Raw genomic sequence first — 24079 nt, forward strand, 5'->3', positions numbered from 1 at the left:
GCCGATGGTCATCGGCTGTCCGGCGCGTGTCAAGCGGCCGGCGAAACGTCATTTTATCGTCTATGCGTCAAATCCAGCCTATGCGATTCAAACCTGAAACGCTGGTTTTTTCCTGATTTGCGCCAAATTATTATCTCTATTTCAATTGAAAAGGCTTTACATTTACAAATGCTTAATGTATAATTAAGAGCGTGAAAGGGAATCGCAAACGACGTGCAACACGTCCTGGGAGGGAACGTGTTGCAGGGACAATGCAATTCTATTTTAACATCATTATTTTATAAGGGGGATGGACAATGATTCCATATTTATCCGAATTTATCGGTACCGCCATGCTCGTTCTCTTAGGGGACGGCGTTTGTTGCGGTCAAAATCTTGAAGGAACAAACTGGAAGGGCGCAGGCTCTGTTCATACGATCATCGGCTGGGGTCTCGCAGTTGGTCTGCCGGCTATGGCCTTTGGCGCACAGTCCGGTGCTCACTTCAATCCTGCTGTTACCCTCGGGATGGCCTGCATCGGCAACTTCGAATGGTCCATGGTTCCGGGCTATATCGTTTGCCAAATGCTCGGCGGCTTCGTCGGCGCTATCATCCTGTGGCTCTACTACAAACCGCAATTCGATGCGACCACCGATCCGGGTACTATCAAAGGGTGCTTCTGCACAGCTCCGAATATTAGAAACACGTTCTTTAACTTCTTATCAGAATTTATTGCGACATTCTTCCTGCTGTTCTTCATCCTGACGATTCCTGCTGCTGTCGGTGCTGCCGGTGCCGCCGCTTTCGTCGTTGACCTGATCATCATGTGCGTCGGCTATTCGCTGGGTGCCACCACTGGGTTCTCCATGAACGCAGCGCGTGACTTCTCGCCGCGTCTGGCCCATGCCATTCTGCCGATTCCGAACAAAGGCGATTCCGATTTTGGTTATGCCTGGAACGCAGCAATCACCCCGATCCTCGGCGGTATTTGCGGCGCTTTTGTCGGCCAGATGGTCGTTGGCTGGCTCTAAAGCCAACCTGACAGTTCAATCGCTGTCTTATCAGCTTTCGGTAAAATTTTATTATTGCGACCTTTCACACGCGGAAGACTGCTCGGTTTCCCGAGCAGCTTTTTTATTGGCGTCCTTTTCCTATTCACCTTGATCGCCGTTATTTTGGCGCAGCAAAAAGCCGACAGTCACCTGCCGGCTAAAATAAGGAAAAGAAATGAAATGTTCGAAGCGCTTGCCCCAAACAATTGACGTTGCTATTATAACCAAAAGCCAGTGGCGCTGCAAGCCCCGGCTTTTATTTTTTCGCTTTTTTCTGTCCCTTTATCCGAGACGGCTTTTGTTTAAAATCCACGATCAAACGGTTCACCTGATCGTGCGCCGCAAAACAGAAGTCCCGCGGATCCCGCTCCTGCCAAAAATGCGCCGCAATCAGTTCACAGGAAAGGACGTGCCAGCCAACGGCATCCAGCTGCGCCATCACATCCGACAGGGGCAAAAATCCTTCGCCGGGAATCCAATGCCGGTCCAGATGGCCGTCATTGTCTGAAAAATGCAGGGCCTTGAGGCGGCTGCCATAATCTTTTAGAATGCGCCCCTCCCGCAAGGCAGCATATAATCGTGGGACACGTCGTAGCACAGACCGAAACGGGGCGCGTCAATTTCGTCAAGCAGCCGCCGCAGTAAAAATTGCCGAGTCACGTTCTCCACCGCGATATTGACCCCGTATTTTTCGCCGGCGTCGGCCAGCTCCGAAAAAAGGCCCGTCCGTTATCAAAATCATAAGGGCCCAGCTCGAAATCGACGGTGTGCACCACGATCGCCGGCACTGCAAAACGGGCACAATCCGTCACATCACCGACAAGCCGATCGAGGTAGGCGCGGTTTTCGGATAACGGCCGCTCCCAAATGCGGCTGTATCCCATATAAGGCGCGTGAAAATTGGTGATGTCGAGATGATGGCGCGCCGCAAGCTCTGGGAAACGCTCCTTGGAGATGCGCGCCGGGGCCGTTTCGTCCTCCCAGGAGAGCATTACTTCATCAAAGCCGGCGTCGCGAATAGCCGCCAGCCGCTCCTCCATGGGCATAAAATAACCGAACCAGGCAAACATGCTGGTGGTCCAGTCCTGCGCCGGTTCGGTTTTCTTTGATTTATCCTTCATTTTTGAGTTTGGGAATGTGTTTAATATAGGGCGGATAAAGCACGCCCCTCTCCGTAATGATAGCTGAAACATTTTGGTGCGGCGTCACATCGAAGGCCGGATTTTCGAAGCGGATGCCCTCCGGCGCCGTCTGCACCCCGGCGAAGCGCCCCACTTCGCTAGGGTCGCGCTCCTCGATGACGATTTCGTCGCCGGTCATCATGTCAAAATCGATGGTCGAGGTCGGCGCCGCCACATAAAAGGGAATGCCGTGCTCCCCGGCGAGCACCGACACCGAATAGGTTCCGATTTTATTGGCCACATCGCCGTTTCGAGTGATGCGGTCCGCCCCGACGATCACCGCGTCGATCTTGCCCTGACGCATCATCCAACCCGCCATATTGTCGGTGATCAGGGTGACGGGAATGCCGTCTTTGTGGAGTTCGTAGGCCGTAAGCCTGGCCCCCTGCAAAAGCGGCCGGGTTTCGTCAGCATAAACCGAAATCTCCTTTCCGGCTTCGCAGGCCGCGCGAATCACCCCGAGAGCCGTGCCGTAATCCGCCGTGGCCAGGGCGCCGGCGTTGCAATGGGTGAGCACGGTATCCTTCGGATGCAAAAGCGCCGCTCCGGTTTTGCCCATGGCGCGGCACATGGCGATATCCTCGGTGCAAATGGCGTCCGCCTCGACCCTAAGCGCCGCGCAAGCATCCCGGCCGGCGTCCAGAGCCGCCTTCAGGCAAGCCTCCTGTCGGTCGACGGCCCAAAAAAGGTTGACCGCCGTCGGCCTTGTCGCCCGCAGCTCGTTGCAGGCCTGCCGCACCTGAGAGGCAAAATTCGGTTTGTGCTCGAATTCCCGGGCAGCCAAATATACGGCATAGCCTGCCGTCACGCCGATGGCCGGCGCTCCGCGCACCACCATGGTTACAATCGCATCGCAGACTTCGCGATAATCGGTGTAGCTGTGAATCACCTCCTCGGTCGGCAACCGGGTTTGGTCGATCAGTTTTAACGCTTCGTCTTTAAAATAAACCGGGCGCATTATTTTCTCCCGATTCTTTCAATCATCCGAAAGATGAGGGTCTTCATCTCTTCCGTGTTTTCAGCCAGCACCCGCATCACCATTTCATTGGTCACCGGCGGAATGTCGGGGTTGTCCTTAAGTCCGGCGTCGTAATCCGTCACCAGGGCGATATTGACCACCGGCAGATTTTTTTCCTGGCAGAGATAGGCCTCGGGATATTGGGTCATATTCACGAGATCGCCGCCGATCACCGAAAAATATTTGCTTTCGGCCTTGGTGGAAAAGCGCGGCCCGTTAATCACCACGGTGGTGCCGCCGTCGTGCATGGTATGCCCCATGCGCGCCCCTTCTTCCAGGGCATACTGACGCAGCCTTTCGTTGTAGGGCTCGGCGGAACTCAAATGCTCAACCTTCGGGCTTTCATAAAACGTGTCCCTGCGGCCGCCGGTCATATTGATGTACTGATCGGTAACCACAAAATCGCCGGGTTTGTAATCCTCCCGCAACGAGCCGACACAATTCGCCGAAATCACCGCTTTAACGCCGAGCTGCGCCATCGCGTCCACATTGGCACGGTAATTCACTTCGGCCGGGCTGTAGATATGCCCCTTGCCATGGCGCGGCATGAAGGCGACCTTCTTGCCGTTCACATCCAAAAGACTGATGGATTCCGAAGGCTTGCCGTAGGGCGTGTCTGCATCGACCCGCCGGTATTCGTTCCCTAATTCATAAAGTCCAGAGCCGCCGAACACACCAATATCTGCTGAATAATACATTGCACTGCTCCTTTTTATTGAATACGCAAATAGCGGCGACGCCCATCCGCCGCCGCTATTTGCTGCCATTTAACGACAATTTTAATAATTTTTCTTCTTGCGCCAGGCGCCCTTTTCATACTGATCGCCGTCGTTCAGTTCGGCTTTAAAGCCCAGCCACTTGTAACGGGTGTCGTCGTCGCCCTTTAGATCGTTGGGGTCCGCCGGCTCTTCAGAGGCCGGTACCTGCGCTGCCGGAGGTTCGGACGCGGCCGCTTCAGCGATCGGTGCCGCCTCCGAAGGCTCCGGAACGTCTTCGCAAATCACTTCCTGGACGGTTCCGTAAACCTCGGCTTCATCGGATTCATAAGCTGTCGTCTCGTAATCCGGGGCCGCAGGCTCTTCCGTTTCAGAGACCACGGCCTGGGCAATGGCCAATGCCGCCCCCAGCACATCCTGGGAGGCCTTTGGTTTGAGACGTGTCTTTTTCCTCGCCGGCTTGGGTTTCGCCACACGGCGTACTTTCTTGCAGACCTGCTGTTTGGGAGGTGTTTTTTCCTCCGGCTGGGACGCCGGCAAAACCGCCTCGGCAGTCGGCTCTAGCGTCCGCATCTCCGGCTTGGGCGCCGGTTGCATCGAAACTTGGGGCGGTATCGGCGGTTCCGGCGGGGCAGGATGGCTGCCCGGCGGATCGGAGAACACCGTTGCGCCCTCACTGCCCGGGGCCACATGCTCCTGATGCTGCTGTTTAGTCACGGCTCCCTGCAGGGTCTCTGCCAGCAGCTGCATCACTTGGGTATCTGAAGCCTCCGGCATGGCCTTGCGAATGGTGCACTCGAGCTCCTGGCGAATCATCGCCAACCGGTCGAACTGGATGTTATTTCCCTGGCTCACCTGGCTCTCATCAACCGACGCAGCGGTTTCTGCCGGCCGGATCGCCGGTTCTTCCGGTGCGGCAGCTTCTTCCGTCACGTTAAACTTGGGAATGGGCCGCTCGCGCATCAGGGCTTCCGCTTCCTCCACTGGCCGTTTAAAGCCGAGCCACTTGTATTTCGGCTCGTCGTTTTCGTCGGACGCCTCAGCGCCTTCCGCAGGCGGCAGGGGTTTTGGCGCCGCTTCCGGGACGTCAGGCGGCGGCGATGCGGCGACGCGATCCCCTTCGGGCAGTGCGTCGGCCGCGTATTCCGGCGGCGGGCCAGGAAACTCAGCATCATCCTGCGCCCAAGGCCGGCTTTTCACAAAATCTCCGGAGCTCAGCGAATTGTCTTTAAAGCCCAGCCAGCTGCCGTGATCGCCTTGCACGGCTTCCTTGGCCAAAAGCTCCTGGGTCTGATGGTCCAGCCAGCTGTCGAGCCGCTTGGCCTGGGGCGCGTCCTCTCCGCCTAAAATGGTCTGCCCCGCTTTGAGATAGCTCTTTTTCGCATCGGGAAAATAACTTTTAAGTTGCTGCATCGGGATTTTTTCGTTGATCATCACCCCCATCAGACAGGCGATTTTTTCCGGCAGGTGATTGTCCGACGGCCAGGATAGCAGCATGCCCACTTCAAACTTCGCAATGGAATCTGCGTCGAGTCCCAGCGATTCCATCGAGAACCGCATGAGCTCCGAATGGCGGCAGCGCTCATGATTCTGTTTCGCACATTTGATCCCCGCCGCTTCGCAGATGTTGCAATTCCCGGGGCGCAGAGTCATCGCGTTGGGATAATCCTTCTCAATTTCGAGCAGATCCCGCCAGCTTTCGGTATTCATGCGCGCCTGTACCTCTTCGATATAGTTTTTCGTGCGCACCACACCGGTGATGGTCTGCTTGTGCTCTTTGGGCACGGCGTATTCCCGCCCGACGACATAAAGGTATTGGAATTGCTCGAGCAGAAGTTTCTCGTTAAAGCCAAACTCGGGGCAGGACCAGAATTTATTATATTTTGAACATCTCAGGCATTTCCCCCGGGCTTTGCGCAGGGAAAAATAATTCTCGATGATATCATCCATCAAGAGCGGACCTGATGAAAATTTATGGGTGTATTCCATGGATTCACCTCTGGAATAGTCGGCCGCAGCCGCATTCAGCGTTCTTTGATGACGAAGCGATTTTATCGCCCACTTTAACCAACTTATATTATAGTGAATCGCGCGCCTGGACTCAACACAAGATTTTGTTCTTTAAGGGTAAGTTTTGCGTGTGCTCCACCCGCTTTTATTCTCTTTTATGATTATAACTTTTCTTAACGCGGGTGACATCCCCTTACATTTTTCCCGATCCAGATGCCTGAGCGCGCTTTTGGGACGACTCGCACTAACCGCATTAAAAAAGTAAAAAATGCAAATTTTATCTGAATTCTCATCTCTTTCAGGTATAATAAAGACGATGTTTTAACATCTATTGCACACGGCACTAAGAAGCTGAAAGGAGTATTGTGAATGGAATATTCTGTTGAAGTCAAAAACATGTGTCCCGTCGCCAGCAACGGCAACCACGGACCTGCCCCTATTCCCGAAGAGGGGAAATGGGTTCAGGCGAAAGAAATTAAAGATATCGCCGGCCTGACCCACGGGATCGGCTGGTGCGCGCCCCAGCAGGGTTGCTGCAAATTGACGCTGAACGTGAAGGAAGGCGTGATTCAGGAGGCGCTGGTCGAAACCATCGGCTGCTCCGGCATGACGCACTCCGCCGCGATGGCCTCCGAAATTCTGCCGGGCAAAACCATTTTGGAAGCTTTGAACACAGACCTCGTCTGCGACGCGATCAACACGGCGATGCGCGAGCTCTTCCTGCAGATTGTCTACGGCCGCACCCAGACCGCCTTCTCGGAAAACGGCATGCCCGTCGGCGCCGGCCTTGAAGATCTCGGCAAGGGGCTGCGCTCCCAGGTGGGCACGATGTATGGCACGCTGCCCAAAGGCCCGCGCTATCTCGAAATGGCCGAAGGCTATGTGACAAAGCTCGCCCTCAACAACCGCGACGAAATCGTCGGCTACGCCTATGTGAATCTGGGCGTGATGATGGCGGCGATCAAAAAAGGCGTCGATGCCAATGAAGCCCTCAAGCAGGCTTCCGGTCAGTACGGTCAGTTCGACAATGCTGCGAAAACCATCGACCCGCGTGAAGCGTAAGGAGGCAGAACATGGCTTTATTTGAAAGTTACGAAAGAAGAATCGACAAAATTAACCAGGTGCTCGCGGATAACGGCATCGCATCCCTGGAAGACGCCAAGAAAATCTGCGACGACAAGGGCGTCGATGTCGCCGACCTCGTCCGCGGCATCCAGACCATCTGTTTTGACAACGCCTGCTGGGCCTACACGATGGGCGCGGCGCTGGCTTTTAAGCGCGGGGTGACCACCGCCGAGGAAGCCGCTGCCGTTATCGGCAAAGGGCTGCAGGCCTTCACCATTCCCGGCTCCGTCGCCGAACAGCGCAAGGTCGGTCTGGGCCACGGCAATTTGGGCGCCATGCTCCTAAATGAAGACACCGAATGCTTCGCCTTCCTCGCTGGGCACGAATCCTTCGCCGCGGCCGAAGGGGCCATCGGCATCGCCCGCTCGGCCAACAAAGTCCGGCAAAAACCCCTGCGCGTCATCTTAAACGGGCTGGGCAAGGATGCGGCGCTCATCATCTCTCGCATCAACGGCTTTACCTATGTGAAGACCGACTACAATTATTTCACCGGCGAACTTAACGAAGTCGCCCGCACGGCTTATTCCGACGGGGAACGTGCGGCCGTCAACTGCTACGGCGCCAACGACGTGCGCGAAGGCGTCGCCATCATGCACAAAGAGGGCGTGGATGTCTCCATCACCGGCAACTCCACCAACCCGACTCGCTTTCAGCACCCGGTGGCCGGGACCTACAAAAAGGAATGCCTCGAACAGGGCAAGAAATATTTCTCGGTCGCTTCCGGCGGCGGCACCGGCCGGACCCTCCATCCGGACAACATGGCCGCCGGCCCCGCGTCCTACGGCATGACGGACACCATGGGCCGCATGCACTCCGACGCGCAATTTGCCGGTTCGTCCTCCGTTCCGGCCCACGTCGAAATGATGGGCCTGATCGGCATGGGCAACAACCCGATGGTCGGCGCCACGGTTGCCGTAGCCGTCGCGATCGAAGAAGCGAAAAAATAACGATCGGCTTTTTAGATCATATATATCAAAAGCTGACAGAAAAGACAAAAGAAGCCGTGACCGCGACAAAAAAGCCAGGAGTGCATCAAAGCTTCTGGCTTTTTTTGTCGTTATTGATAGTTATAACGTTCCAGGGAATTCTCCAGATGCCTGGCCATTGCGGCCGCAGCAGCATCCGGATCCTTCGCAATGATGGATCCGAAAATCTGTTTGTGTTCATTATAGATTGCCGTCATCTGCTCATCGTCGACCATTCCGGATTGACTGACCCGTTTCAAGAGGTTGCGAATGGTTTGGATCATGGCATAAATAATCGGATTTTCGGAGCAAACTGCAATGCAAATGTGAAAATTTAGATCGGCTTCAAGAAATTTTTGGTGATCCTTGGCGACATAAGCGTTATAAATCTCATTGCTGACAAGATACAACTTAGACAGGGCCGCTTCGTCATGAGATTGAGCTGCAAATCTGGCGGCGCCGACTTCGATGAGGTTGCGCACCTGCAAAATATTTTCAGTCTGGGGCCGATTGATAAAAAGAGACCACGAAAGCGGGATAATAAAAAAGTCGGATTCTTTTTGCGAGATAAACGTGCCTTGCCCCGGGCGGATGTCAATCATCCCCAGAACATTGAGCACCTTAAGCGCCTCTCTTACCGCCGAACGCCCCACGCCCATTTTGTTGGCCAGCTCCCGGTCTGAATCAATGCGGCTGCCCTTTTCAAGGGTGCCGTTGTAGATGCCGTCGGCAAAATGCATGGTCAGGCGATTCACAAGCTCACTGATATTGGCGCTCTCACGACTTTCCTTGGCCAAAAGTCTTTCTTCGATGTCCTTACCCAGCGTCACGGCAATTTCTTCGCTAAAGTCCGACGGCTCGACCGAAAAAATCGCCGCATCAATATCGAGTTTCTGACAGACTTTCGTTACGACTTCGCTCACGCGATCGCCGCCCTTACTCTCAAGATTTGAATACGTCGCGACGCTCATGGCAGGTTTTCCGTTTGGCTGCATCAAAAAAAAATTCAGAAATTCTTTTTGTGTCATGCGCAGATGTCGCCGCAGTGTTCGCATGTTCTTACGCCGATAATTTGGATTCATTTCTGATTTTGTCAAGTTTGTGTCCTCCCAATTGGTGCTCCTATTGTATCATTTCCTGCCTGTCTCTACACGATTTTGAAAAAGAAAAGGCACAAATTTTTTAAAATCTGTGCCTTAGCGACCTGCAGGCCTTTGTTTATTTTATCCTTCACGAATTGGATTTATTTTTCGTCCAAGAGTTTCTCGGCCAGGGCGACGATCAGATCGGTTGCCCGCGCCAAATCACTGTATTTGCTGAATTCCACCGGGGTATGGCTGCGGCCGTCCTTACTCGGAACAAAAACCATCGCCGTCGGCAGTTGCTGCCCGATCTCAAGCGAGTCGTGCCCCGCGCCGCTCGGCAGGTATTTATAATCATAGTCTTTGGCCTTGCAGCGATCTTCCATGACCTTCAGCATCTGTTCCGACATTGCCACCGGCTCAATCACCAATTTGGTATCCATTTCGTAACTGCTGCCGACGGCTGCGGTTTCACGATCCAAGGCAGCGCGGATACGTCTGACAATATCGTTGATATTGTCATTATTCATCGAGCGAATATCCACCGAAAACTCGCAGCTTTCCGCAACGATGTTCATCCCCGATGGCAAAACATGAATCACGCCCACCGTGGCCACGGTGCCATCTGCCTTTTCGCGGGCCCAGTCGGGAATTTTTGAAATCACCTTTGTCGCAGTTTCCACCGCGTCAATGCGCATGTCCATCGGCGTCGTTCCTGCGTGATCCGCCCGGCCGTGAACGGCTATCATATAACGCTGAATCCCCACAATGCCGGTGACCAGCCCAATGTCCTTCTTTTCCGCATCAAGTACCGGCCCTTGTTCGATATGCGCTTCAATCATATGCCCGATACTGCCGTCCGGCCATTTCGCATCTGTCACTTTTTCCGGGTCGAGGCCGTACGCCTGCATTGCTTCAGCAATGGCAATGCCGTCGGCATCTTTAAACCTTTTGGTGTAAGCCGCATCGCGATGCCCCAACATCGCGCCTGAGCCAAAATATCCGGTGCCAAAGCGCATCCCTTCCTCATCGCAAAAAGCGGCGACCACAAAATCCCGTTTAAAGGTTTTGCCGCTTTCCTGCAGCAGACGCGCGGCCTCCAGCGAACAGATCACACCGCCGATCCCGTCAAAATCTCCGCCGTTTACCACGGAATCATAATGGGAACCGCTCATCACGCAGGGCGCACCCGCCACCGTTCCCTTGATGCGGCCGAAAAGATTGCCGGCGGTATCTTCCCAAATTTCAAGCCCCGCATCAGTCATGATCTCCTTTAAATAGTCGACGGCTTCCCGCGCCTCTTTTGTAAAGGGCAGTCGGGTACAGCCGTTGCCCGGAGTCGCGGTAAAGCGTTTTAAATGTTCAAGATTTTCCGCAATTCTTCCTGTGCTTTTTTCAATTTCCATTTTTCCCCCCTGTGGTGATCTTCAAAAGCCGATAATCGTTTTTCTTTCTCATGCGTCATGCTTTCGGCTATTGCAAATCCTTCAGCTTCGCCGTCTTGACGGGTGCCTGAAATCGCCGCTTGAATCCAATAGCTTGTCGACCGAAGGCCCGCGCCGGCTCCATCTTTGCGATGGACTGAACCGCACCGCCGCTTGCTTTCATCGGTCACGCATAAACCGCGATCTTTTTCTCGTCGTATACGTCATGGTCCAGCTCGCCGAGCTTGGCAGAAACGAGCAATGCTACCAAAACGTCTACGTCGACGTTCATCAGCGTGCGAAACATTCCCGCAAACCAGTCGATGCCAATCAAAACCGCAATGCTGTCGATGGGCAATCCCAAAGATGTTGCCAAGAATGTATAAACAATCACCGAACCGCCGGGCACAGAGATGGTGCCCAGGCACATCAGAATTGACAGCAAACAGGCCATAAACATCTGATAGGGCGAGAGACTGATCTGCATGGACTGCGCCATGAAGAAAATAGCCGCCACATAACACTGCGCGGCGCCGCAGCTGTTCATCGACATGGTGATCGGACCGGTAAAGTCCGCAACGCGGCGGCTAACGCCGAATTTGGTGACCTCATCCTCCATCTTGGTGGGCAGGCAAATCGCACCGGACGTGGTCGTTACCGCCATGATGGACATCTTCGCGAATTTTTTAGGCATTTTGAGCAGACTGACTTTGGTCAGCGCGGCCGTCATCGGACAGAACAGCAAAAACTGAATCAAGTTACCAACCAGCAAAAGCCCGAGGAATTTTAACATCGGAATGATCACCGCAAAACCGATGGCGCCGGCCACATTAGCCAGCAGGCAGAAGATCCCGATCGGAGCAACCTTCATCACGATCTTAATGATCTCTGTGACAGTGCCGTTGACGCCCTTCATCCACCTCACCACCGTGTCGTTCCCGGACTGCCTGGAATAAATCCCCATCGCGGCACCAAAAAACAGGGCAAACACGATACAAGGAACCATGGCGCTTTCCGCCATCGAACTGATCACATTCGTGGGGACAAAGTTGAGTAACGTCGTCTGCAGGGACGTGTCCCCCACTTTTGCTTCGCTGATTTTTGCACCGTTCGCAATGTCGATGCCGACTCCAGGTTGAATCATCATAGAGAGCACGACGCCGAGGATCGCTGCCACAATCGTAAAGATAAAGATCCACTTGAAGGTGTGAAGCCCCATCTTCCCGGCATTCTTGCCATCCCCGCCGCCGACGGCACCCGACACCGCGGACATGACCAGAACGACAACGGACATCTGAATCAGGCGGATAAACATATCCCCGATAAACTTCAGATTGGCGCACCAGGGCCCCACCAAGGCGCCAAGGATAATTCCGCCGACCGTCGCAATTAAAATCTGTGCCGTCAACGACGCCGAAAGCTTTTTTAAAATTTGTTTGATTTGCATACTTCCCTCTCACATGGTGGCTGCAAAAATCGAATTGGCCGTTTCCCGGCTTCAGGTCCCGATGTGGAGCCCGAAGCTTTGGCGGCCTCCATCCGGCGTTTTTCACCGCCAAATGGGCAGCTTTGCCGGACAGGCCGTTATTTTTTCGGTTTTAATACAAAGGTGCGAACCGGCGATGACAGCAGGGCCAGAACAATCAGCCCGAGCCCGAAGGCACACACCGGTGTCGACATCAAATGCAGTCCGGTATGGATGACCACCGCTCCCAATAAAATGACCAGAAATGCCAGCGTCAGCTTTCCGGCTTCCGTCGCAAAAAATTTTTTTTCTCTTGAATGCATGGCGCGTTTTCCCTCCGGTTTTTACAGACCCAATAACGTCAAGACAAAGATCATCAGCCCGATCAATATCACCGCCGGGACCGCCACGATCAAAATCTTCTTGAGCACTTCGCCTTCTTTTCCAAGGATACCGGCTGTGGTTGTTCCCAAAATAATTTTACTGGGACTCACCGCCGCACCGATGGACGCGCCTGTTGTTTGGGCTGCGAGCACCAAGGCCGGACTGGCCTGCAGCAATTTGGCCGACGTCATTTGAAAACTGCCGAATAGGATGTTCGAGCTCATATTGCTCCCTGTCATGAATGTTCCCAGCAGTCCGACAAAGGGTGCCAGAATCAGATAGGCCTGACCCAAAATGCCCGAGATCCCTCTGGCCAGCACAATAGTCTGACCGGTGCCGCCCATAATTTTCGACATGATGACAAGCCCCACAACGGCGATGCCCGACGGCATGGTCATGCTCACGCTGTCGATAAAGATCTGCTTGATGCCGCCGCTTTTAATCCACCCGCGTCTTTTGTAATACACTAAGCCAACCATCGAAGACAAAAACAAGAATAAGCTCGCGTGGGTCAGGGGCGCAAAGGCGGAATAGGCTCCCACTGCCACATTCACATAGCGATAACCCGTCATCGTTCTGGGAAAGGCCAAACCTATTTTAAAGGCGCCGAAGACGTTGTGAATCGGCGGGATCAAGAGCACCACTAATGTTACCGCGGACAAAAAAATGTATGGAATAAAGGCTTGTATCAGCCCCATGCCTTCCGGAAGCGCTCCCTTTTCGGACGTTTTTGCCAGCCGGTTCATAATCGGCGAACCCTCCGTCCGCCACGGCTCACGGTAACTCTTTGTCCGCCCCAGGCCCATGATAACCGCCAGCGCGATCAGCGAGGGAAAAAAGCAACACAAGGTTGTGTTCACCTGGCTTAGCAGCAATTCGCCGCCGCCTTGAATCAAGGCCATGATCGTCACGGCTTTAAACCCCTTGCGTATGGCCCTCCCCTTACCATAAAACCAACAGATGATGAAACCCGTCGCAATGTTCCACAGCCAGATAAAAAGCGCCGTCCAAAATGCCGTTTTAAAATACAATGCGCTGCCGACGCTCAGTCCCGAAAAGCTGACCAATGAATCCCAAGCTGCCGCCAGCGTGCCAAAGGTATTGCCCCACGCCTGACTGATGAGCGGAATAATCACAGACCAAATCGGCGTGACGCCGATGCCGATGAGCAGCGGCGCTCCCACCGCCACTGGTACCCCAAAACCGGTAATGCCTTGTAAAAAACTTTCAAAAACCCATCCCATCGCAAGAACCTGCAGCAATTCATTCGGAAGGAGCCGGCGCATACCGCTGCGGATCACCGCAAATGCATTCGCTTCCTTTCCCACGTGATACATGAGGATGGCTGTCCAAACGATTAAAAGGATGATCAGCGCGTCCCAGATGCCTTTGGCAACTTCCGCGGCAATCAGAAAGACCCCCGCTTTGTAACCGGTCAGCCCCGTTATCACGGTAATCAACATGCCGACGGCTGACGCCTCGGCCGCTCCCCAATGGCATTTCACCATAAGCACGATCAGAATGATAATCGGCAAAAATGCCATTCCCCAAGTAAAAAAATTAACCGGTATATTCATATTGCTCCTTACTTTATCGCTTTGATAACTGCAAAAGATCAGGTATGGATGATAGTTCCCGTTTTCCCGGCAATGCCGTCTGTCGCCTTATCGAGTAAGGTAATTAATGCGCTCCGGCCTTCACCGGACGATGCAAAACGAATGCCCGCTTCGACCTTGGGTAGCATCGAACCCGGCATGAATTCGCCGGCTTGTGCATAAGACCTGGCTTCTTCAACGCTCATTTCAGACAGCCACCGCTGATTCGGTTTTCCAAAATGAATGGCCACTTTTTCCACCGCCGTCAAAATTACCAGGAAATCCGCGTCTAATTTTTCTGCCAGCAGCGCGCTGGCGTTGTCTTTATCGATCACGGCATTCACGCCTTCAAGCTTGCCATCTCGGTTGACCACCGGAATGCCGCCGCCGCCGCAAGTGATGACAATGTGCCCCGCTTCAACCAACGTTTGAATGGTTTTCAGTTCGCAAATGCGCTTGGCCGAAGGAGAAGGTACCACCATCCGGTAGCCGCGCCCCGCGTCTTCCATGCATTTAATCCCACGAGCCTCAAATTCTGAGGCCTCCTCTTCGGTCATAAAGCGACCGATGGGTTTCTGCGGATTTTCAAATGCGGGATCATCTGGATCAACTTCGATCTGCGACAGAATGGTCGACACTTTTTTATCCATCTTGCGACTGGCAAGCTCGTATTTGATGGCGTTTTGCAAGTCGATGCCGATATATCCCTGACTCATCGCCACACTCGATGGCAGCGGAATCTGTTTATAATCCGCCGATGTCAGCACCAAATCATCCATCGCTTTCTGAATCATGCCGATTTGCGGACCGTTTCCGTGGGTAATCACGATATTCAGATCCTGCGCCGCCAAATCCACGATGACTTTTGCTGTTTTGGCCACCGCAATGCGTTGTTCTTCTAAATTGTTGCCCAAGGCGTTCCCCCCGAGCGCAATCACAATGGTCTTCTTATTCATTTCCCTTCTCCTTAATTCGAAGGCTGCGGCCCCCTCCCTGCGGTCGCAGCCAATCTTCTCAGTTTAGCCTTGATAACCCAGTTTTTGCGCATACGCCAAAATGGCTTTCTTGAAGCAGTCGATCGGCGGATGAACCGTCCCGGCTCCAATTTGGCCAAATCCTGCAATTTTATGTGCAATCCCCGTATTGATCACCGGCGTTATATCTTTCTCAACCACCAATCTCGCATCAATTCCCAAACAGGTCCCTTTAAAATTCCAAGTCGGAATAATGTAGTTTGGATTATGTCCGATGGTGATCTCCGTCATTTCGTTGCTGGTGCGTAATGCATCTTCATAACCGCCGGCGCCGACAAAACGTGTCACCGCAGGCGCGGCAATCATGGCCATGCCGCCGACCCCAACGGTTTCCGTAATGGCCGAATCCCCGATATCCGGGCAGGCATCTTCTCCGTCGTATCCGGTAAAATAAAGTCCCTGCGGCGTATTAACGGGGCCGGTAAACCATTGGTCACCCATGCCGGCGATGCGAATCCCGAAATCAACACCGTTGCGGCACATAGCCGTGACCACCGTCCCTTCTGCAACGGTCCGGGCGCCGTCCATAATCGCCTTGCCGGAGGCCATCATGATGTTCAGGAAGAACTGATCGGTGTCCGCCAGGAATTTCATCACATCGTAACGGTCCTTTTCTGAAATATCCAGCTGGGTGATGATAGGAGCCATCTCCTTCAGGAATACCAGAGAAGCCGCAATATTGCGTTGATGAAATTCGTCTCCCATAGCAATCGCTTTGGCGATCATCGAATTGACGGCGAGGCCGTTTTCCCGGGTGCGCAGCGCGCGGCTCAGGGTCGGCCCGAGCACATCGCGCATCCAGCGCAACCGATCAACCACTTCTTCGGAATAAGCGCCAAAGCGAAGCACCTTGCCGATCCCTTCGTTCATCGTGCAGTATGCTTTATTGCCGTCCGCTTCGTTTTCAACTACCCAAAGCGGCATATTGGCCGTCGTGATCCCGCCCATCGGGCCGACGGCGTTCACATGATGGCAGGGGATAAATCGGATCTCGCCAGATTCCAGCAGTTTACGGGCATCTGTTTCGTTGTCCGCCCATTCTTCAAACAGCACCGCGCCGACACAGGAGCCCTGAACCGTCGGCGGCATCTGGGCGTAGTTAATCGGTGGGCCGGCGTGCAAAATGGTTTTTTCCCTCGTATTGAGTTCCGGAATCAACACCTTAGCAAGCTGATTGTCTTTCAGCACCGGCTGTGCCGCCACGATTTTTGCAATCATCCTCTGATTGGCGTCGTCAATGGTTGTTTCGTTTTCCCGATAATTGCGCAGAAAATTCAAAACGCTGATCATTTCAAGATCACCGCCAGCCGGAGGCGCCCAGTTAAATTGCACGGTCTTGCAGCCGAATTCTTCGCACACATCCGCAAAGCTTTTGAGCCCGATATTGATCACCCTGGGTTTGTTGTGGAGCATAGCCAGCATCTGTTCAGACGCTTCTCCCGGCATCGCATCGGTCACGGTTTTGTCGCGCACCGGCTTTTCCGGTTCGTCAAAATCGAGGCCGATCGACTGAATCGCCGCACGGCAGGCCAGCTTGTTGGTTTCGCAGACGATCACCCCGGCGTTTTTCAGCTTCTGAACCGCTTCATCATATCCCTGATAGTCGCGCCTCGTCCCGCAGACCGTCGTGACAAAGGTCACCTTCCGGTTTTCTGACGCAGCTTTTTCTTTCAGGGCAAGGATCGTTGGGATCAGCGCGCCGGCCATATCCCCATGGGAACCGTATCCCAGCATAATATCGAAGAGAATAACGCCAGTATCCGGATCATCGAGGGCTTCTTCCATACATTCAATGCGCTTGGCCGGATCAATCATCGGATGGGGGTGACCCTGGGTGTATACGTCATCTCCCAAATCGACCACGACGTGACCCAAAGTTTGCAGCATGTAACCTTCGGCCTTTTCCGGCGGAATTTTCAAATCCAAAGCGTCTTTGATCAACATAGCTGCTTCATTGGCCAACGTGCCGCCGGAATAATACGCTTTGATGGTCTTGCCCGCTTCCTTCGGGAAACAATCTTCTTTTGCAAGGGCCACTTCGCCTTCTGGCATCGTTTCGCCGCGCACCAGACTAACGGCCAACCGAGCCGCTTCGTCCAAGGTATAGCAATGATAAAAATCTTTTTCGTGATACGTCGGCTTTTCTCCAAGAAAGAGAGTAATAACTGGTTTCTTGCAGACGCTGAGCCGAGCCGAAATTTTTTCGCGGACAGCTTTTGCCGGCGGCTTGGACAAAACGATCATCACTTTGACGGCATCGTCCTTTTCCATGGCATCGATGGTATCCATCACGGTGATGCCACCGACTTCCGAGGCCAAGTCCCGGCCGCCGGTGCCGATGGCATTGGTGACCCCTTCACCCAGTCTGTCGATAATGCAAGTCAGTTCCTGAATGCCGGTTCCCGAAGCGCCGATAATGCCGATGCTCCCTTTTGAGACGCTGTTTGTAAATGCAATGGGAACCCCGTCAATAATACCGGTCCCGCAGTCCGGTCCCATCACGCAAAGGCCTTTTTTGTGCGCTTTTTCTTTGAGTGCCACCTCCTGATCGATAGTCACGTTGTCTGAGAACATAAAGACATTAAGCCCTTCGTCCAATGCGCGATCGGCTTCCAGTGCTGCATAGGCACCCGGGATGGAAATCACCGCCAAATCCGCATCCGGCAATTTCTCTTTCGCCCCTTCCCAGGACGATACACCCGCATCTTCTGCCCGGGCACGGTCATCCGTGGCTTGATTTTCAAAAAAGGCTTCCGTTTTTTCTTCCAACGCCGCCATTAACGCCGGATCGTCGACATCCGCGACGATAACCATATCGTTGGCTGTCGCTTCGTCAAGCTCCTCGGTTTGGAGACCTGCACGGGCAAAAATATCTTTGTTCGCCGGGGTCGCCATCATCACCTGAACCTTCTGAACGCCTTCCGTCGCCGTTAGGGCGTTCGTCAAAAGCATCAGGATTACCGAATCATGGTAGCTGCCCTTTTTGACAACCGTCTTTAGCATGGTTTTACCTCTTCGTTTTTGATTCTAATCGATGACCATCTCGCAAGCGGTTTGCCGACAACTATTCGGCAAAGCGATTTTTATGATCATAGCGATTGTAATGAACATCATCGCTTTTCAAATACGCCACGATATCATCGACAATTTCGATGCCGCCTTCTTCGTAGGCTTTTTTGCGGCGCAACTCTGCACGTTCACCCGGATAATAAACCTTGTCGTATCCCGGTGCCGGCGGCGTGGCGTTCAATTCGTCCATGGATTGTTTCATATCCCTTTCAAACGCTTCTTTGCCGCAGAAACGTTCCGGATCAATGACAATGTGCAGCTGCCCCAGATTTCTTCCTTCCGACAAATCGTGGTACATTGAGCTGACGTGTCCTCCAAAGGGTACCCCCATCAAAATCCCCGAAAAAATATCCACCATCATCATCAGACCATAACCTTTGGCGCCAGCAATGGGCAAAAGCGCATTAACCTTATTCGGATCCGTCACCGGTATACCTTTTTCATCAACGGCCCAGTCGTCGGGAATCAATTCTCCCCGGGAGCGTTTATCGAGAATTTTTCCCCAGGCTTGAACAGTTGTTGCCATATCAAATACCGCGATGCGGCCATCGGAAGCCGGCGCGGCAAAAGAGATCGGGTTGGTTCCGTAATATGGCTCCGTTCCCCCGAACGGCACCGCCATTGGATCCGACTGACACATGGAAATCGCCGCGAGTCCTTCTTTAGCTGCCATTTCCGTATAATAGCCAATGGAGCCACTGTGAGAGATATTGCGCATCCCGACAACGGCGATGCCGTTTTTCTTGGCCATTTCGATCGCATGTTCCATTGCCAACTTCGCCGCAACATAGCCAATGCCGTTGTCGCCTTCAAACACGCCGGAACAAGGGCCCGTTTCACGCCATTCGAACTTAGGATCTGTAGTGATCCCCCCTTTGGCAATCCGTTCGCTATAGTATTCTACACGAACCGATCCATGAGAATGATAGCCCCTTTCATCCGACCATGTCAGGATCTCCGCCGTCGTATCGGCATGATCTTCCCGTAGCCCCGCTTTAATGAATTTATTTTTCATCAGTGTTTTTAATTCCATTCTTGCCAAACGCATTTTGTCCTCCGCTTTAATCGTTTAAATAATCAATTGATAAAAAGCCCCGAACGATTCTATTTTCGGGGCCACTGCATCGGTGCTGCCGATCGTTGATTCAAATCCTTATAACTGGATGTCGCGATTGCAGTCTTTCGAATAGATATAGACGTAATCTTCCCGGCCGACAGCGTAGCAAGCCTGCGGACAATAGGAGTCCATAAAGACATAATCGCCCTTTTCAAGCGGCATCCAATCATTATCCAAATTGTACATGCCTTTGCCTTGAAGAAAATACATCCCATGCTGCTGCACATGTGTTTCCAAATAGCCGTGGGATGCTCCCGGTTCAAATTTCAAAATATGCATATTCATGTCAAAGCCCAAATCCTGTGCGGCCGGCAGGAGATCTTTACTCTGGCAATTGGTCATCCCTTCATAGTCCATATAATCGATATCATTAATATTGCCGACAACCGTGCGCGCGGTCTTGCCTTCCAGCGGAAGGTATCTTCTGCGGTAAATATAAAGCTTCGCTTCCGCGCCGCTTTTATTCTCAAAACACATCGGCCTGTCTTCCGGGCTGAACATATAGCCGCCTGCGCTGAGAACCGCGTCCTGATCCGCATTCCGGGCATTCACTTTCCCTTCAATAACAAACAGGAATGATTCGATGCCTTCGCCGCCGATTCCCTGCAGATTCTTTCCGTCGGCGTGTGCTGTCACCAGATAGTCTGCAAAGGTAGCACCAATTTCAGGGCAACCTAAAATAGTGGTGTCGCAATTTTCATAACCCGGGACGACATTTTTAACCAAGCCGTCCGGCTCCAGCACGACATAATTATTTTTTTTAACGATCGAGCGTGTGCTCAGCAATGAATCGCGATAGCCGGTTTGATTATTTAGGTATCCCATCTGAATTCCTCTCTTTCTGCATTTGAATCTATACATTAAAATACAATAGCTTTAATTATAGCTCTATAATGCCATGAACTCTTTGATTTTTCAACCATTTTTTAATTATTTTTATTTTTAGTGCTTATTTTCAACCAATTTTTTATTTTGTCTTGCATTCCCTTTCCGTTCTGTATTAAGATTAAGAAAAGGTCACAACGTTTTATCGCTTTTGTGTACATTCATTAAAATCAAGGAGTTCTTATGTTTCAAACGACGACCGTCTTATTTTCCGATACCACCTTTGAAAAGAAAGCAACCGTTTATGCTCCTGTTGGTGCTTCTCCCAAGGCCGTCCTGCTTTATTTTCACGGCGGCGGCCTGCTTTATGGCGAACGCAACGATTTGCCAGAATCCCATCTCCATGCACTGACTGACGCTGGATATGCCATTGTTGCTTTTGATTACCCCCTCGCACCATCTTCCAAAATCGACACCATTCTCGCCGATGTACGGGCCTCCATCACTTGCTATCTCAAGCAGCCTGAACATTTTCGTCTAACAGCACTGCCCTACTTCCTCTGGGGGCGCTCCGCCGGCGCTTATCTCGTTTTACTCGCCGCTGCACACACCCACTTCAAGCAGAACCCGGCGGGCATTCTTTCCTACTATGGCTACGGATTTTTCTGTGATCACTGGTACTGCAGCCCAAATGCTTATTATCAAAACTTGCCGGCCGTCTCGTCCGACTGCCTTTTAAGACTGCCGGAAACGCCTCATGCTTGCGGACCGATGGACAGTTTTTACAGCGCCTATGTTTATGCCAGGCAAAGCGGTACCTGGAAAGATCTGTTTTTTTCGGGCCGGGAGAAATTCTTCTTTCTCAATTATTCCCTGCGCACTTGCGATAGTTTGCCGGCGCCGCTTTTTGCCGTACACAGCACCGGCGATCCCGACGTGCCTTATGCCGAATTTACCGCTTTGTGCGAACGTTTCCTCCCTTCGCGTTTTATCGCCACAGGGGATGTTCACGATTTTGACCGCGATACTGAAAACCCGCAGACACGGCTGCTTTTAAAAGCCACCTTGAAATTTCTGGCAAAACGGCTCAATTGAACCCTCTATTGTGCAAATCCCGCCATCTCCGACTGCAATGCCGGATGATGACGGGTTTTTGTGTGTCGTATTCATCTTTTTAAAAATGCTGTTCCACACACCTGCGCGGGAGGCATCGCGCGCGATTATTCAAGCCGGGTTCCCTTTCTGAAATTTTGGCAGGACGGCATCTTTTTCATGCAAAAGTAATAGACCAATGCCGTCGGAATCGTGGCCGTCAAAAACGAAATATTGACGTTGATGATGCCGATGACCGCGCCGACCGCCGTCGCGATAATTGCAGCCTTATTTACGCCTTTGCGACTGCCCTCATCATCATACAAGTCGGCAAGCTGCGCTTGCGTAAAGCGGCGCTCGTGCAGAATATAAAAATCCGTGATCAGCACGGCAAAGATCGGGCCGAAAAACGCCGTATAAATCTTCACGAACAAATCCAGCCCCGCAGCAGAAGCGTCGTTGGTTAAAATCCAGGGGCAGGTGCAGATGGCCAGCACGCCGACCAGAATCACAGCCGTCCGGTGTTTCATTTTAAACGCATCCATAAAAGCGTAAGAGGGCGGAACCACATTAGAAGCCAAATTTGTCGTCATCTGCGCGAACAGAATAAAGCACAACGTGATGACCATTAAAAATTTATTGTCAACCATTTGGGCAAAAGCGTTAATCGGGTTGGCAATCCCCGTCGCCGTCGAGGCCATCGCCCCGATCAGCCCCAGCATGACCGTGGCCGGCACCATCGCCAAGAAATACGCCGCGCCACGCCTGCCGACTGAATAGCCTTGCTTGAGCTCTCGGGAATAGTCGCCCGCATTGAGCATAACTGTAGTGCTGTTGCCGAAAAAGGCGATACAGGCGGCTATAAAGGGCAGCCCCCAAGTCCCCTGGACGTTGGTCAGCCTCGTACTGATAACTGATCCGTACTGGGTGATACAGATATAAAACATGTAAAACATGGCCAGGACGATAACGGCACCGCCGATATTTTCCACCCATTTGATGCCCTGGAAGCCCTTCACCGAAAGAGCGATCTGCAGCGCCTGAAAAAGCAGGAAAAACAGCACGACGTTGCTGTAGCCAAACAGCGCGATGGCAATCTGATTGATCGCGCTGCCGCCCAGCCATGACTGAAAGCCGTACCAAACGATGGCTGGCAGACCGCGAATCATAACCGGGACAATGCTGCCCTTGGTACCGTAGGCACTTTTCAGCTGAATTGCATAGGGTGCGCCGGATCGATAGCTAAAGGCGTCGTTTAGGCAAATGCCAACAATTAACACCATCGATCCGATCAATACCGCGAGAAAAATCTGCAGAAGATTCAATCCCTTATCCAACTGAGCAGATCCCATCGTCAATGTCCCGATGGAGATACAGCCGCCGAGCCAGAGCATGAGATATGATGCCCATTTCATGCTGCGTTCTTCATCCTTTAATGGTTTTAAAGAAGCATTTTCCTTCTTAGCCGCCTGATCCCCATTCACTTTAATATCACTCATTTGCCCTCTCCTTTAACGTTTATTTTGAGTGCTTTGGCCGGATAAAAGTGCCGTGTCCTTTTCGCGCTTCGATATAGCTACCGTCTGCTGCCACCAATTCTCCGCGAATAAAGGTGTGCGTCGGCGCGCCTTTGCCGGTCAGGCCGTCAAAGCAGCTGACATGCCCTTTGGTATAAAGTTTTTCCTGATCGCAGCGCCAAGACTTGTCTGGATCAAGAATGACGATATCCGCGTCAAAGCCGATTTCAAACGCACCTTTTTGTCCGTAAAAACCGAAGATTTTAGCCGGATTGTAATCCATCACCCTGGCGATCAGCATCGGGCTGAGCCCCTTTTGGTGAACGGCCATGTCAAACATCATCGGCAGGAAGAACTGAATGGCATTCAAACCGCCCCACGCCTGCCAGATATCTTTGGTAGCGTTGTCTTTTTCTTCATCGGCCGCTGGGGAATGATCGCTGCCGACACAAGACAGTGTCCCGTCAAGAACGTAATCCCACAGATGATCCACATCTTCCTGTTCGCGCAGGGGCGGAGTGCATTTGGCCGGTCCGCCTTTTTCGAAAACAAAATCTTCGGTAAAGCCCAGATAATGCGGACAGGTTTCCGCCGTGATTGGCAGCCCCTCGTGCTGGGCATCCTTTACCGCCTGGGCCACCATGGGATGGCTCACATGGCAGATATGCACCCGACCGCCGGTGGCGCGGGCCATGTCAATCACATTTTTGGTCGCCACGTACTCTGTCCAGACATCGTGGGCATTCAGGAAGGCACGGATTTTTTCCGTCCGGCTTAACTCGGTTTGTGCCTTGGCTTCTTTTTCTCTTTCAAGCACCTGGCCGAATTCTTCACAATGGAAACCGCAGAGCGCATTGTAAGGCTTTAAGATTTCCAGCGCTTTGCGGATATTGCCGAGATTAACAGTCGGGAACAGCGGGCCGTTGGGGCAGGTAAACCCTTTGAAGGCCGCCACACCGCAGGCTTCCAGATCTTCAAGGTCCGCCATGTTGTTTTTCACCGAATCAAGTTTATCATCCAAATCGCCGACCAGGCCGCCCCACAGACCATAATCCACATAAGAATGCTTGCTGATTTTGGACAACTTCAAATCGAAAATTTCTTTGTTCATCAGCGACGGATCGTTATTCAGCGGCATATCGATCAGTGTGGTGCACCCGGCTGCCACCGCGGCGCGGGATGCGGTTTCGAAATCTTCACGATATTCAAATCCCGGCTCATTGAGGTGTGCATGGCAATCGATGATCCCCGGATAAACCAAATGTCCCTGGGCATCCACGGTTTCTTTCGCTTCCACCAGAGCACCCGGCGCAAAGAACGCCGCAAATTTTCCATCTTGCACCGCGATTTGCGCTTCAAACATCCGATCAGGTGTTACCAATCGGCCATTCGTAATTAATAAATCATACATCTTGGCTCCTTCTCTCTT

The 24079-nt window shown here is 52.6% G+C and carries 22 protein-coding genes; 4 read left to right on the forward strand and 18 right to left on the reverse strand.

The annotated features are described in order from the left end of the window. Window positions 1-296 precede the first annotated feature (296 nt). Window positions 297-1010 (forward strand): MIP/aquaporin family protein, encoded by a 714-nt coding sequence (locus V3C63_RS01150; protein WP_329885983.1) that lies wholly within the window; start codon window positions 297-299, stop codon window positions 1008-1010. Between the two features lie 277 nt (window positions 1011-1287). Here the strand turns inward: V3C63_RS01150 and V3C63_RS01155 are convergent, their stop codons facing one another. From V3C63_RS01155 to V3C63_RS01180, 6 genes are all read right to left on the reverse strand, one after another. After that, entirely contained in the window at window positions 1288-1629 is a 342-nt protein-coding gene (locus tag V3C63_RS01155) for a hypothetical protein (protein WP_329886270.1), read from the reverse strand. Further along, entirely contained in the window at window positions 1575-1700 is a 126-nt protein-coding gene (locus tag V3C63_RS01160; protein ID WP_329885984.1) for a hypothetical protein, read from the reverse strand. Before V3C63_RS01160 ends, V3C63_RS01155 begins: the two co-directional genes overlap by 55 nt. Continuing rightward, the gene (locus V3C63_RS01165; RefSeq protein ID WP_329885985.1) at window positions 1688-2152 is read right to left on the reverse strand and encodes an apurinic/apyrimidinic endonuclease family protein; all 465 of its coding nucleotides are present in this window, start codon (window positions 2150-2152) and stop codon (window positions 1688-1690) included. Before V3C63_RS01165 ends, V3C63_RS01160 begins: the two co-directional genes overlap by 13 nt. Next, the gene (gene mtnA / locus V3C63_RS01170) at window positions 2142-3170 is read right to left on the reverse strand and encodes an S-methyl-5-thioribose-1-phosphate isomerase (protein ID WP_329885986.1); all 1029 of its coding nucleotides are present in this window, start codon (window positions 3168-3170) and stop codon (window positions 2142-2144) included. The genes V3C63_RS01165 and mtnA overlap by 11 nt, the downstream gene beginning before the upstream one ends. Beyond that, window positions 3170-3928: an MTAP family purine nucleoside phosphorylase gene (locus V3C63_RS01175; RefSeq protein ID WP_329885987.1), complete on the reverse strand. Its 759-nt coding sequence runs from the start codon at window positions 3926-3928 to the stop codon at window positions 3170-3172. The genes mtnA and V3C63_RS01175 overlap by 1 nt, the downstream gene beginning before the upstream one ends. A gap of 81 nt (window positions 3929-4009) precedes the next feature. Continuing rightward, a complete protein-coding gene (locus V3C63_RS01180) occupies window positions 4010-5935 on the reverse strand; it encodes a DUF2284 domain-containing protein (protein WP_329885988.1) in 1926 nt (641 codons plus the stop codon). A 390-nt stretch (window positions 5936-6325) separates the two neighbouring features. Here V3C63_RS01180 and V3C63_RS01185 point away from each other — a divergent pair, with 390 nt between their 5' ends. After that, window positions 6326-7018 (forward strand): iron-sulfur cluster assembly scaffold protein, encoded by a 693-nt coding sequence (locus V3C63_RS01185; protein WP_329885989.1) that lies wholly within the window; start codon window positions 6326-6328, stop codon window positions 7016-7018. Window positions 7019-7029: 11 nt separating this feature from the next. Beyond that, on the forward strand, window positions 7030-8028 hold the full coding sequence (locus V3C63_RS01190; RefSeq protein ID WP_329885990.1) for a GGGtGRT protein: 999 nt from the start codon (window positions 7030-7032) through the stop codon (window positions 8026-8028). A 110-nt stretch (window positions 8029-8138) separates the two neighbouring features. Here V3C63_RS01190 and V3C63_RS01195 read toward each other — a convergent pair whose 3' ends face one another. The 10 genes from V3C63_RS01195 to allE form a co-directional block, all read right to left on the reverse strand. Continuing rightward, complete coding sequence (locus tag V3C63_RS01195) at window positions 8139-8969, reverse strand: FadR/GntR family transcriptional regulator (protein ID WP_329885991.1); 831 nt, start codon at window positions 8967-8969, stop codon at window positions 8139-8141. Between the two features lie 320 nt (window positions 8970-9289). Beyond that, complete coding sequence (locus V3C63_RS01200; protein ID WP_329885992.1) at window positions 9290-10534, reverse strand: M20 family metallo-hydrolase; 1245 nt, start codon at window positions 10532-10534, stop codon at window positions 9290-9292. Further along, window positions 10483-10743 (reverse strand): hypothetical protein, encoded by a 261-nt coding sequence (locus tag V3C63_RS01205; protein WP_329885993.1) that lies wholly within the window; start codon window positions 10741-10743, stop codon window positions 10483-10485. The genes V3C63_RS01200 and V3C63_RS01205 overlap by 52 nt, the downstream gene beginning before the upstream one ends. Further along, on the reverse strand, window positions 10740-11999 hold the full coding sequence (locus V3C63_RS01210; RefSeq protein ID WP_329885994.1) for a dicarboxylate/amino acid:cation symporter: 1260 nt from the start codon (window positions 11997-11999) through the stop codon (window positions 10740-10742). Before V3C63_RS01210 ends, V3C63_RS01205 begins: the two co-directional genes overlap by 4 nt. 137 nt (window positions 12000-12136) lie before the next feature. Next, window positions 12137-12340: a hypothetical protein gene (locus V3C63_RS01215; protein ID WP_329885995.1), complete on the reverse strand. Its 204-nt coding sequence runs from the start codon at window positions 12338-12340 to the stop codon at window positions 12137-12139. Window positions 12341-12361: 21 nt separating this feature from the next. After that, window positions 12362-13936, reverse strand: coding sequence for an L-lactate permease (locus V3C63_RS01220; protein WP_425355312.1), 1575 nt, complete (start codon window positions 13934-13936; stop codon window positions 12362-12364). An 80-nt stretch (window positions 13937-14016) separates the two neighbouring features. Then, the gene (gene arcC / locus V3C63_RS01225; RefSeq protein WP_329885996.1) at window positions 14017-14952 is read right to left on the reverse strand and encodes a carbamate kinase; all 936 of its coding nucleotides are present in this window, start codon (window positions 14950-14952) and stop codon (window positions 14017-14019) included. A 63-nt stretch (window positions 14953-15015) separates the two neighbouring features. Further along, on the reverse strand, window positions 15016-18033 hold the full coding sequence (locus V3C63_RS01230; RefSeq protein WP_329885997.1) for a bifunctional FdrA/YlbE family protein: 3018 nt from the start codon (window positions 18031-18033) through the stop codon (window positions 15016-15018). Between the two features lie 61 nt (window positions 18034-18094). Further along, window positions 18095-19147, reverse strand: a complete 1053-nt coding sequence (gene allD, locus V3C63_RS01235; RefSeq protein ID WP_329885998.1) for an ureidoglycolate dehydrogenase — start codon at window positions 19145-19147, stop codon at window positions 18095-18097. A gap of 105 nt (window positions 19148-19252) precedes the next feature. Next, on the reverse strand, window positions 19253-20041 hold the full coding sequence (allE, locus tag V3C63_RS01240; protein ID WP_329885999.1) for a (S)-ureidoglycine aminohydrolase: 789 nt from the start codon (window positions 20039-20041) through the stop codon (window positions 19253-19255). A 243-nt stretch (window positions 20042-20284) separates the two neighbouring features. Here allE and V3C63_RS01245 point away from each other — a divergent pair, with 243 nt between their 5' ends. Further along, window positions 20285-21136 carry an alpha/beta hydrolase gene (locus V3C63_RS01245; RefSeq protein ID WP_329886000.1) on the forward strand — a complete coding sequence of 284 codons (852 nt, stop codon included), beginning with the start codon at window positions 20285-20287 and terminating at the stop codon, window positions 21134-21136. A 125-nt stretch (window positions 21137-21261) separates the two neighbouring features. Here the strand turns inward: V3C63_RS01245 and V3C63_RS01250 are convergent, their stop codons facing one another. Beyond that, window positions 21262-22632 (reverse strand): NCS1 family transporter, encoded by a 1371-nt coding sequence (locus V3C63_RS01250; RefSeq protein ID WP_329886001.1) that lies wholly within the window; start codon window positions 22630-22632, stop codon window positions 21262-21264. A gap of 19 nt (window positions 22633-22651) precedes the next feature. Further along, window positions 22652-24061, reverse strand: coding sequence for an allantoinase AllB (allB, locus tag V3C63_RS01255; protein WP_329886002.1), 1410 nt, complete (start codon window positions 24059-24061; stop codon window positions 22652-22654). Window positions 24062-24079 lie beyond the last annotated feature (18 nt).

The sequence above is a fragment of the Pseudoramibacter faecis genome (assembly GCF_036289405.1).
GTDB lineage: Bacteria > Bacillota > Clostridia > Eubacteriales > Eubacteriaceae > Pseudoramibacter > Pseudoramibacter faecis.

Bases quoted from the DNA above. Each gene is read 5' to 3' on its own strand.
- V3C63_RS01150 (WP_329885983.1), top strand. From the start codon at position 297: ATGATTCCATATTTATCCGAATTTATCGGTACCGCCATGCTCGTTCTC.
- V3C63_RS01165 (WP_329885985.1), bottom strand. From the start codon at position 2,152: ATGAAGGATAAATCAAAGAAAACCGAACCGGCGCAGGACTGGACCACC.
- mtnA (WP_329885986.1), bottom strand. From the start codon at position 3,170: ATGCGCCCGGTTTATTTTAAAGACGAAGCGTTAAAACTGATCGACCAA.
- V3C63_RS01175 (WP_329885987.1), bottom strand. From the start codon at position 3,928: ATGTATTATTCAGCAGATATTGGTGTGTTCGGCGGCTCTGGACTTTAT.
- V3C63_RS01180 (WP_329885988.1), bottom strand. From the start codon at position 5,935: ATGGAATACACCCATAAATTTTCATCAGGTCCGCTCTTGATGGATGAT.
- V3C63_RS01185 (WP_329885989.1), top strand. From the start codon at position 6,326: ATGGAATATTCTGTTGAAGTCAAAAACATGTGTCCCGTCGCCAGCAAC.
- V3C63_RS01190 (WP_329885990.1), top strand. From the start codon at position 7,030: ATGGCTTTATTTGAAAGTTACGAAAGAAGAATCGACAAAATTAACCAG.
- V3C63_RS01200 (WP_329885992.1), bottom strand. From the start codon at position 10,534: ATGGAAATTGAAAAAAGCACAGGAAGAATTGCGGAAAATCTTGAACAT.
- V3C63_RS01210 (WP_329885994.1), bottom strand. From the start codon at position 11,999: ATGCAAATCAAACAAATTTTAAAAAAGCTTTCGGCGTCGTTGACGGCA.
- V3C63_RS01215 (WP_329885995.1), bottom strand. From the start codon at position 12,340: ATGCATTCAAGAGAAAAAAAATTTTTTGCGACGGAAGCCGGAAAGCTG.
- arcC (WP_329885996.1), bottom strand. From the start codon at position 14,952: ATGAATAAGAAGACCATTGTGATTGCGCTCGGGGGGAACGCCTTGGGC.
- V3C63_RS01230 (WP_329885997.1), bottom strand. From the start codon at position 18,033: ATGCTAAAGACGGTTGTCAAAAAGGGCAGCTACCATGATTCGGTAATC.
- allD (WP_329885998.1), bottom strand. From the start codon at position 19,147: ATGCGTTTGGCAAGAATGGAATTAAAAACACTGATGAAAAATAAATTC.
- allE (WP_329885999.1), bottom strand. From the start codon at position 20,041: ATGGGATACCTAAATAATCAAACCGGCTATCGCGATTCATTGCTGAGC.
- V3C63_RS01245 (WP_329886000.1), top strand. From the start codon at position 20,285: ATGTTTCAAACGACGACCGTCTTATTTTCCGATACCACCTTTGAAAAG.
- V3C63_RS01250 (WP_329886001.1), bottom strand. From the start codon at position 22,632: ATGAGTGATATTAAAGTGAATGGGGATCAGGCGGCTAAGAAGGAAAAT.
- allB (WP_329886002.1), bottom strand. From the start codon at position 24,061: ATGTATGATTTATTAATTACGAATGGCCGATTGGTAACACCTGATCGG.